7 protein-coding genes are annotated in these 8,511 nt (G+C 72.0%); 4 read left to right on the forward strand and 3 right to left on the reverse strand.

Features of this window, described 5'->3' with window-relative positions; genetic code table 11:
• Positions 1 to 56: 56 nt before the first annotated feature.
• Entirely contained in the window at positions 57 to 1,388 is a 1,332-nt protein-coding gene (locus EEJ42_RS37435; RefSeq protein WP_123106641.1) for an MFS transporter, read from the reverse strand.
• A 5-nt stretch (positions 1,389 to 1,393) separates the two neighbouring features.
• The gene (locus EEJ42_RS37440) at positions 1,394 to 2,392 is read right to left on the reverse strand and encodes a 2-hydroxyacid dehydrogenase (RefSeq protein ID WP_123106642.1); all 999 of its coding nucleotides are present in this window, start codon (positions 2,390 to 2,392) and stop codon (positions 1,394 to 1,396) included.
• Positions 2,393 to 2,517: 125 nt separating this feature from the next.
• Between EEJ42_RS37440 and EEJ42_RS37445 the strand changes: the two genes are divergently transcribed.
• A complete protein-coding gene (locus tag EEJ42_RS37445; protein ID WP_123106643.1) occupies positions 2,518 to 3,405 on the forward strand; it encodes a dihydrodipicolinate synthase family protein in 888 nt (295 codons plus the stop codon).
• Between the two features lie 4 nt (positions 3,406 to 3,409).
• On the opposite strand, the gene EEJ42_RS37450 is transcribed toward EEJ42_RS37445, so the two are convergent.
• On the reverse strand, positions 3,410 to 6,433 hold the full coding sequence (locus EEJ42_RS37450; protein ID WP_246097621.1) for a SpoIIE family protein phosphatase: 3,024 nt from the start codon (positions 6,431 to 6,433) through the stop codon (positions 3,410 to 3,412).
• Between the two features lie 149 nt (positions 6,434 to 6,582).
• Here EEJ42_RS37450 and EEJ42_RS37455 point away from each other — a divergent pair, with 149 nt between their 5' ends.
• From EEJ42_RS37455 to EEJ42_RS37460, 3 genes are all read left to right on the forward strand, one after another.
• The gene (locus EEJ42_RS37455) at positions 6,583 to 7,062 is read left to right on the forward strand and encodes a YflT domain-containing protein (RefSeq protein ID WP_123106644.1); all 480 of its coding nucleotides are present in this window, start codon (positions 6,583 to 6,585) and stop codon (positions 7,060 to 7,062) included.
• Between the two features lie 115 nt (positions 7,063 to 7,177).
• Positions 7,178 to 7,603, forward strand: a complete 426-nt coding sequence (locus EEJ42_RS51390) for a DUF6153 family protein (RefSeq protein WP_184503463.1) — start codon at positions 7,178 to 7,180, stop codon at positions 7,601 to 7,603.
• A gap of 59 nt (positions 7,604 to 7,662) precedes the next feature.
• The gene (locus tag EEJ42_RS37460; protein ID WP_246097622.1) at positions 7,663 to 8,331 is read left to right on the forward strand and encodes a DUF305 domain-containing protein; all 669 of its coding nucleotides are present in this window, start codon (positions 7,663 to 7,665) and stop codon (positions 8,329 to 8,331) included.
• The last annotated feature ends 180 nt before the right edge of the window (positions 8,332 to 8,511 follow it).

Consider the following 8,511-nt stretch of genomic DNA (forward strand, 5'->3'; position numbering starts at 1 on the left):
CGCGCCGATTCCCGGCGCGGCGGGGGCTCCCCGGCCCCGTCACTCCGACTCCCTTGTCACCCCGCCATCTTCAGCCGCTCGACCTTCGGCAGCAGGAACGCGTAGGTGGCGGCGCCGAGCAGGGCCACACACCCCGCCAGCGTCAGGGGCAGCATGAACGAGTGGGTGATGCCCTTGAGCACGCCGAGCAGCAGCGGGGAGAGGATGCCCGCGATGTTGGCCGCCGTGTTCTGGATCCCGGCGATCGAGCCGACGTGTGCGGCCGTCGGGGCCACGTCGGCGGGCAGCGCCCAGACGCTCGCCGCCGCGAAGGTGGAGCAGAAGTAGGAGACGGACAGCGCGGTCAGCGCCGTGCCGACACCCGGCGAGATGACCGCGAGTGCGATCACCGAGGTGCCCAGCAGCCCGCCGACCAGCGGGATCTTCCGCGCCTTCGTGCGCTCGGTGCCGCGCCGCACCAGCCAGTCGGAGAACAGCCCGCCGGACCAGCCGCCCAGCATGGACGCGATGCCGGGAATCATGCCGAGGAACCCGAACGACAGCGCGTCGAGGTGGTATTCGTCCACCAGATAGGTCGGGAACCAGGTGATGAAGAAGTAGGCGACGAAGTTGACGCAGAAGAAGCCGAGCATCATCGCCCAGATCATCCGGAAGCGGAACAGGTCCCGCCAGCCGATCCGGGCGCTCGCCGCGGCCTCCTCGGCCGTCTCCTTCTCCTGCCCCGACTCGATGTACTCCCGCTCCGCGGCGCCGAGGCTCCGGTGCTCCTTCGGGTCGCGGTAGTAGAGCCACCAGCCCAGCGCCCACAGCACACCGAGACCGCCCGCGATGGCGAACGCCCAGCGCCAGCCGAGGCCGGTGACCACCAGCGTGACCAGCGGGATGGACAGGGCGCCGCCGACCGCGTTGCCGTTGTTGAAGGTGGCCGAGGCGAAGCTGCGCTCGGAGGCCGGGAACCAGCGCGAGACCACCTTGGCGCTGGAGGGGAAGCTGGGTGCCTCGCCGAGGCCGAGCAGGGCGCGCAGCCCCACCAGTGACGCCACGCCACGGGCCATGCCCATGGCCGCGGTGGCCAGCCCCCACCACAGGCTCGCGACCGCGAGCATGATGCGCGGGCCGACCTTGTCGGCGAGCCAGCCGCCGGGCATCTGGCCGAAGGCGTACGTCCAGAAGAACGCCGACAGCAGCAGTCCGCCGACGCTGTCGGACAGGCCGAGGTCATCGGTGATGTGCGGCAGCGCGACGCTGAGCGTGGCGCGGTCGATGTAGTTGATCGTGATGCCCGCGAACAGCAGCCCGAGAACGACGAAGCGGACCTTGCCCACGCGTCCGCCGTGTCTCTTCGGAGCGGTGACCGGGGCCTGAGCGGAGGTCTTGCCGAGAGCCATCGCCCTCACACCCCCGCCGGTGGCCGGACGCCGCCGCTGTTGCTGATGACGCCGTTGACCACGTTCCGCGGGGCCTCGCCCGACAGCACCCGGTCCACGCTCTCGACGAGCCGTGCCCGGATCGCGTGGTACGCCTCGACCGTGACCCCGGCGGTGTGCGGGGTGAGCAGCACATCGGAGCGGCCGCGCAGCGGGGAGTCCGCGGGCAGCGGCTCCTCGGCGAACACATCGAGCGCGGCGCCCGCCAGCTGCCCCGAGTCCAGGGCCTTGACCAGCGCGTCCTCGTCCAGGACACCGCCACGTCCGGCGTTGAGGACATAACTCCCCCGGGGCATCCGGGACAGCAGGGCATCGCCGACGACACCACGGGTGGCCTCGTTCAGCGGCATGTGCAGGGTGAGCACATCGGAGCGTGAGGCGAGGTCGTCCAGGCCCACATACGTACGGTCCGGCTCGGAGGGCACCGGGTCGTGCACCAGGACGTCGCTTCCGAAACCGTCGAGGCGGCGCGCGACGGCGCGGCCGATGCTGCCGAACCCGGCGATGCCGACGGTGAGCGCGGACAGATCGCGCCCTCGCAGCCCCTCGGGTCCCCAGCCACCGCCTTCGATCTTCGCGTGACCCGCCGCGTAGCGGCGCAGGAGGGAGAGCAGCGCGCCGACCGTCCAGTCGGCCACGGCGTCGGTGTTGAAGCCGGGCAGGTTCGCGACCGGTATGGAGCGCTCGGCGGCGGCGAGGTGGTCGACGCCGTCGAATCCGACGGCCACGGACTGCACGAGGCGGCAGCGCCGCATTCCGTCGAGCAGCTCCGCGGTGATGCGGCGCTCCTTCTCCAGCGGGGCGAGGACGATCGTCGCGTCGGCGAGCGCGTCCCGGTGGTCGTGCGGGTCCTCGTCCGGCCCGATCTCGGTGATGCGCAGCTCGGGATGGGCGGGCAGCAGCCGACGCAGCTCGTCGGCGCCGAGATCGTTCAGGTGGTACAGGGTCACGAGATGTTCGGACATCACATGCGGCTCCTGGAGTGATGTTGTGGGCCCTGGGGGGTGGCATGAGTTTTCGCCACGGTTACGATCGCTGTCAACGGTTAACCGAAAACGGATAACGGTTTTCCGAGTGAGGAGTCACGCACATGGACCGTCAGCGCACCGTCGTCACCGCGCTCACCACGCCGTTCACCCCGAGTGGCGATCTCGACCTGGACGCGGCACGCGCCCAGTACGGCTTTGCCGCCCGCACCACCGGACAGCTGCTCGTGGCCGGGACCACCGGAGAGTTCCCCGCGCTGAGCGAGGGCGAACGGCTGCTGCTGATCGAGACCGCGTTGCAGGAGGCGGGCACCGACGGCGTGATCGCGCACATCGGCGCCGCCGACGCGCACACCGCCGTCCGGCTCACCCGGGCCGCCGTGGCGGCCGGTGCCCGCCGCATCGCCGCGCTCACCCCGTACTACCTGCCCGCGAACGCGGACGAGCTGGAGGCGTACTTCAGCCGCATCCGGCTCGCCGCCCCGGACGCCCAGCTGTACGCGTACCTCTTCCCCGAGCGCAGCGGCCTGACGGTCGACCCGGTGGAGTTCGGCAAGGTGGCCGCCTCGTGCGGGCTGGCCGGTGTCAAGCTGAGCGGAACCCCCTCCACCGAGGTGGCCGCGTACCGCGCCGAACTCCCCGAGGAGTTCGAGGTCTACTCGGGCAACGACCAGCGGCTCGCCGACGTCCTGGCCGCCGGTGGCGCCGGAGTGGTCTCCGGCTGCTCGGCCGCCTTCCCCGAACCCTTCCTCGACCTGGCCGCGGCGCTGCGCGACGACACCACCGACCCGGCCCGGCTCGCCGCGCTCCAGGACCTGGTGGACCGCACGGTCGGTCTCCTCGGCCCCAGCATCGGCCGGATCAAGCACGCCCAGACGGCCCGCGGGCTGCCCGCCGGAACCTCCCGGATGACCGTGGGCGACCCGGACCGGGCGACCGCCGCGGACATCGAGGCGCTGGCCGGTGAGGTGTCCGGCCGCCCGGGCGCCTGAGCGATCAGCCCGCGGGCAGCGGCTGCTCCGCCCAGATGCACTTGCCCGTCGGGGTGAAGCGGGTGCCCCAGCGGTGGGAGAGCGCGGACACCAGCTGGAGGCCCCGCCCGCCCTCGTCGGTGTCCGAGGCCCGGCGGATCCGCGGCGTGGTGGGGCTGCCGTCCGACACCTCGCAGATCAGGCTGCGGCTGCGCAGCAGGCGCAGCCTGATGGGGCCCTTGGCATGCCGGACCACATTGCCGACCAGCTCGCTGACCAGCAGCTCGGTGGTCATGGCCAGTTCGTCCAGCTGCCAGGCGCCGAGCTGGTCCCGGACGTGGTGGCGGGCCTCCCCGGCGGCGATCGGCGCATCGGGCAGCCGCCAGGACGCGATGTCGTCCGCGGCCATCGAATGCGTCCGGGCCACCAGCAGCGCCGCATCGTCCTGGGTGCGCGACTGCTCGGGCAGCAGCGTGGCGACGAGGGTGTCGCACAGCCGGTCGAGCTGGCCGAGGACACGTCCGTCGCCCTCGTCCACCGCCGAACCGCCGTCACCGGTGGAGCTCGGACGCGGAAGCAGATCCGGCGTCCTGGCCAGCGCGTCGGCCAGGATGCGCGAGAGGTACGCCATGCCGCGGTCGATGTCACGGGTCGCGGACTCGATCAGCCCGTCCGTGCACAGCACCAGGATGCTGTCCTCCGGCAGCTGCACCTCGATCGTCTCGAACGGCGGGGTCGCGGCGCCGAGCGGTGGGTCGGGGGAGAAGCCGGGGGAGTGCACCGTGCCGTCGGGGTGGATGATGGCGGGCGGCGGATGCCCCGCGCACGCGAAGGCGCACACGCTGGTGGTCGGATCGTAGATGGCGTACAGACACGTGGCGTAGAAGTCGTCGCCGAGCGCGCCCACCAGATCGTTGAGATGGGTCAGCAGTTCATCCGGCGGCAGCTCCAGATCGGCCAGCGTGTGCACGGCGGTGCGCAGCCGCCCCATGGTGGCCGCCTCGGACAGCCCGTGGCCCATCACGTCGCCGATGACCAGCGCCACCCGCTCCCCGGACAGCGGGATCAGGTCGTACCAGTCGCCGCCCACCTCCATGCCCTCCCCGGCCGGCAGATAGCGCGCGGCGGCCGTGACGGCGGGCAGCGCGGGCAGGGTACGGGGAAGCAGCCCGCGCTGGAGCTCCTGGGCGCGGGTGTGCTCGGCGTCGTACAGCCGGGCCCGCTCCAGCGCCTGGGCGACCAGCCCGCTGATCGCGGTGAGCAGCGTGCGTTCCTCGTCGCTGAAGTGGCGCGGCCGGTCGAACGAGACGACGCAGTAGCCGGCCCGGTGGTCCGAGGCCACCAGCGGGAGGAACGCCCACGCCTTCTTCGCGCTCAGCGGCAGATAGCCGACCACCTCCGGGAAACGCTTCGCGTAGTCCTCGGGCGAGGAGATGAACAGCGGGGTGCGGGAGCCGAGGATCTGGACGACGGGCGTGTGGAGAGGGGCCTCCGGCGGCACGGGGATGTTGTCGAGGAAGCTCAGAAACGCGTCCGAGTAGCCGGTGGCACCCACCACCCGCAGCCGCTTGTCCTCGATGAGCTGGCAGATCAGCCCGGTCGCCCCGAACGGCGGCAGCACCCGGTCCGCGACCGCCCTCACCACGTCCTGCGTGGTCAGCGCCTCGGCGAAGGCACTGGTCAGCTCGGCGATCCGGGTGGCGCGCTCGGTGGCGGCGTGCGCTGCGGCCGAGCGCTCGGCGTCCAGCGCCCGGCGGTCGGTGACATCCGTGATGTGCACCGTCATCCCGTCGGGCACCGGGACCAGCCGGACGTGGTACCAGCGGTTGCTGCGCGGCCAGCGGGCATGGAAGTCGATGGGCGCCCGCGCCGCCGCCGCCCGCCGGAACCGCGGCTCCACACCGATCGCCCGCGCCCGCGGAAGGTCCCACAGCACCTGGCCCCGCAGTTCCCCGGAGGCCCCGAGGAAACGCTCGGCCTCGATGTTGCCGAACGTGATCCGCCCGTCCTCGTCGACCACCAGGAACCCGTCGCCCATGTACCGCAGGGCGCGGCTGAAGGCGTCCCGGGAGCGGCGGGTCTCGGTGATGTCCCACAGCGTGCCGACGACCCGGGCCGGAACACCGTCCGTCCGGGCGGCCACGGTCCCGCGCGCCTGCACCCAGCGGTACGCCCCGTCGGGCTGCCGCACCCGGTACTCGACGCTGTACTCGCTGCGGCCGCGCAGCGCCTCCGCGGTGGAGACCGCCTGCACCCAGGGCATGTCCTCGGGGTGGATGGCGCCCAGCCAGGTGTTGACCTGGCCGTCGAAGCTGCCGGGCTCGAACCCCAGCAGTGCCTGCGCCTGGTCGTCGCAGGTCAGGGTGGCGCCGCGGAGATCCCACTCCCAGGCGCCGATCCGCGCCGTGTGCAGCGCCCGCTGCACCCAGGGGCCGGACCGCTGCTCCTCCGGCTGCCGGACCCGGTCGCGGTCGGCGTCCGCAGTGGCAGTCCCCAGCAGCCGCAGCCGCCCGGCCAGCCAGCCGGTGACCGTACGGGCCAGATCGCGCTGGGCCGCGTCGCCCGCCCGCGGTGCGGACGTCAGCACCGACAGCACCGCAAGCGGCGGCCTGCCGTTCATCGGCACCGGGAAGGCCGCCATGCACACCCCGGGCGGGATGCTCCGGGCGAGGGGGCCGCGCTCGGCCGGGTCGGCGGCCCAGAGGGCGGCGCCGTCGTGGAAGGCGGTCATCGGAGCGACCGACTCGCCCCACTCGATGTCCTGCCACGCCCTGAGCAGCGGACCGCTGATGCCGCTGGTGGCCACCAGCCGCAGCCCCAGCCCGTCCGGCCTGCGCAGATGTGCCATGCCGCCCAGGCCCTGAAGCCCGGACACCAGATGGTCGAGCGCCAGCCGCAGCAGCTCCGCGTCGCCGAGACCTGCGCTCGCGGCTTCGAGCAGCCGCAGCCGGGCCCGCTCCGCCTCCCGGGTCGTGGCGTGCTGCTGCGCCTGGGCACGGTCCTGTGTCGGGGCGTGGTCCTGTGCCGGGTGCCGATCGTCTACACCCACGCGATCACCTGCGCTCTGCGAGGCCCGGATCGAGGCCCGGACGGACTGGCCCGGCCCTCGGGGTCAGTGTCTCTAGTAAGAATATGTCCGCATTTTCAAGCGTTTCATCCTCGATGGCGCTATCAATGCGCCGCGGAGGGAGTTCTGCGATGACCCAGCAACTGCCGTCGGCGGTGGTCGACCGTCCGGTCGTCGGCTCGTACGCGAACTACGCCGCCGCCCAGCGCGCGGTCGACTTCCTGTCCGACAACAAGTTCCCCGTCGAGCACATCGCGATCATCGGCTCCGACCTGCGCATGGTCGAGACGGTGCTCGGGCGCCTCACCCGCGGCCGCGCCGCGCTCGCCGGACTGGGTACCGGCGCCTGGTTCGGTCTGCTGATCGGGTTGCTGCTGTCGGTGTTCGCCCAGGGGCCCCACAGCGTGTTGGTGCTGATCCTGAGCGGCATCCTCTACGGCGCGGCCTTCGGTGCCATCGCGGGCTTCGTCGGACATGCCCTGACCGGTGGGCGCCACGATTTCTCCTCCCGGAGCCAGATCGTGGCCGCGCGCTATGACGTGGTCGCCGACACCGAGGTGGCCGAAGAGGCGAAGAACATGCTGATCAAGCTGGACTGGCGGGAGGGCTGACCCGCCCGGCCCCCGCCCACGGCGGCTGACGGGGGCCCCTTCGTGTACTAATTGCCTTAGCAGTAAGGTGAGCGCGACGGGCTACCCGTCATCGTCATCGTCGGAAGGGGACGGCATGCGCACGAGCGGACGCGTACGAGCGGGCGGTGTCCTGCGCCGCCTCCTGTTCGTCGTCCTGCTCGCGCTCGGTGTGCTGATGATGCACTCCATGGGCCACCCCGACGGCGGCCCGGGCGCTGCCGTACATGCCTCCGCACACGTCTCCGGTGGGATGCACCAGGCGACGGGGGGCGAGGTGCGAGCCGAGCGGCCCGCCATGACCTCGCACGACACTCAGTCCGCGCCCATGGCCGGGATGGACATGGCTTCGCTGTGCGTGGCGGTGCTCGGTACATGGGTGCTCACGGCCGTGCTGCGGGCCGCCTTTGTGCGGCGCCGTGGCCCGGCCCTGCCCCGCTCCGCACCGGTGGCCGCCGTCCCGCGGCCCGTCCCTCCCTCGCCGAGACCCGACCTCACGACGCTGTCGGTCCTGCGGATATAGGCCGTACCGCCGCCACCCCGCAGAACACCGACATCACACACGACATGAGGTACATCGGCATGATCAACTACCGACACCGCCGCCTGGCGCTGGTGGGCATCGTCGCCACGGGTGGGCTGCTGCTCACCGCCTGCGGTGGCAACGACGACATGAAGGGCATGGACCACGGGAGCAAGGACTCCTCCGCCTCCGCGAAGGCCACCGCCACCCCGGCGCCGGGTGGTTTCAACGACGCGGACGTCTCGTTCGCGCAGATGATGATCCCGCACCACCAGCAGGCGCTGGAGATGGCGAAGCTGGCCGACGGCCGGGCCGGGGACAAGCAGATCACCTCCCTGGCCGGGAAGATCGAAAAGGCCCAGGACCCCGAGATCAGGACCATGAAGTCCTGGCTGAAGTCCTGGGGCAAGCCGGTCTCGCCCTCCTCGGGCGGCAAGGACAGCATGCCCGGCATGGATCACGGATCAGGCGGCATGGACCACGGCTCGGGTGGCATGGACGGCATGATGTCCCAGAAGGACATGGACCGGCTGGAGGCCGCCAAGGGTGCCGCCTTCGACCGCGCCTTCGCGCAGATGATGATCGACCACCACAAGGGCGCGATCACCATGGCCGAGGACGAGCAGAAGAAGGGCCGCAACGCCACCGCCAAGAAGCTCGCCGGTGACGTGATCAAGAACCAGTCGGCCGAGGTGACCACCCTGCGGAAGATCCTCGACCGGCTCTGACGGCTCTGAGCCGCGGTGCCCCGGGGGTGACTACATCATCCCCGGGGCGCAGCCCACCACCACGGGCAGCAGGGGGAGGGCCACGGCGCCCGTGGCCACCGCGAGCCGGAGGGCGGGGTGCGGGCGGCGGTGCGGGCCCAGCATGCGGTGCAGCCGGACCAGGGCGCCGGGGCCACCGGC

Source organism: Streptomyces botrytidirepellens, from assembly GCF_003721215.1.
Classification (GTDB): domain Bacteria; phylum Actinomycetota; class Actinomycetes; order Streptomycetales; family Streptomycetaceae; genus Streptomyces; species Streptomyces himastatinicus.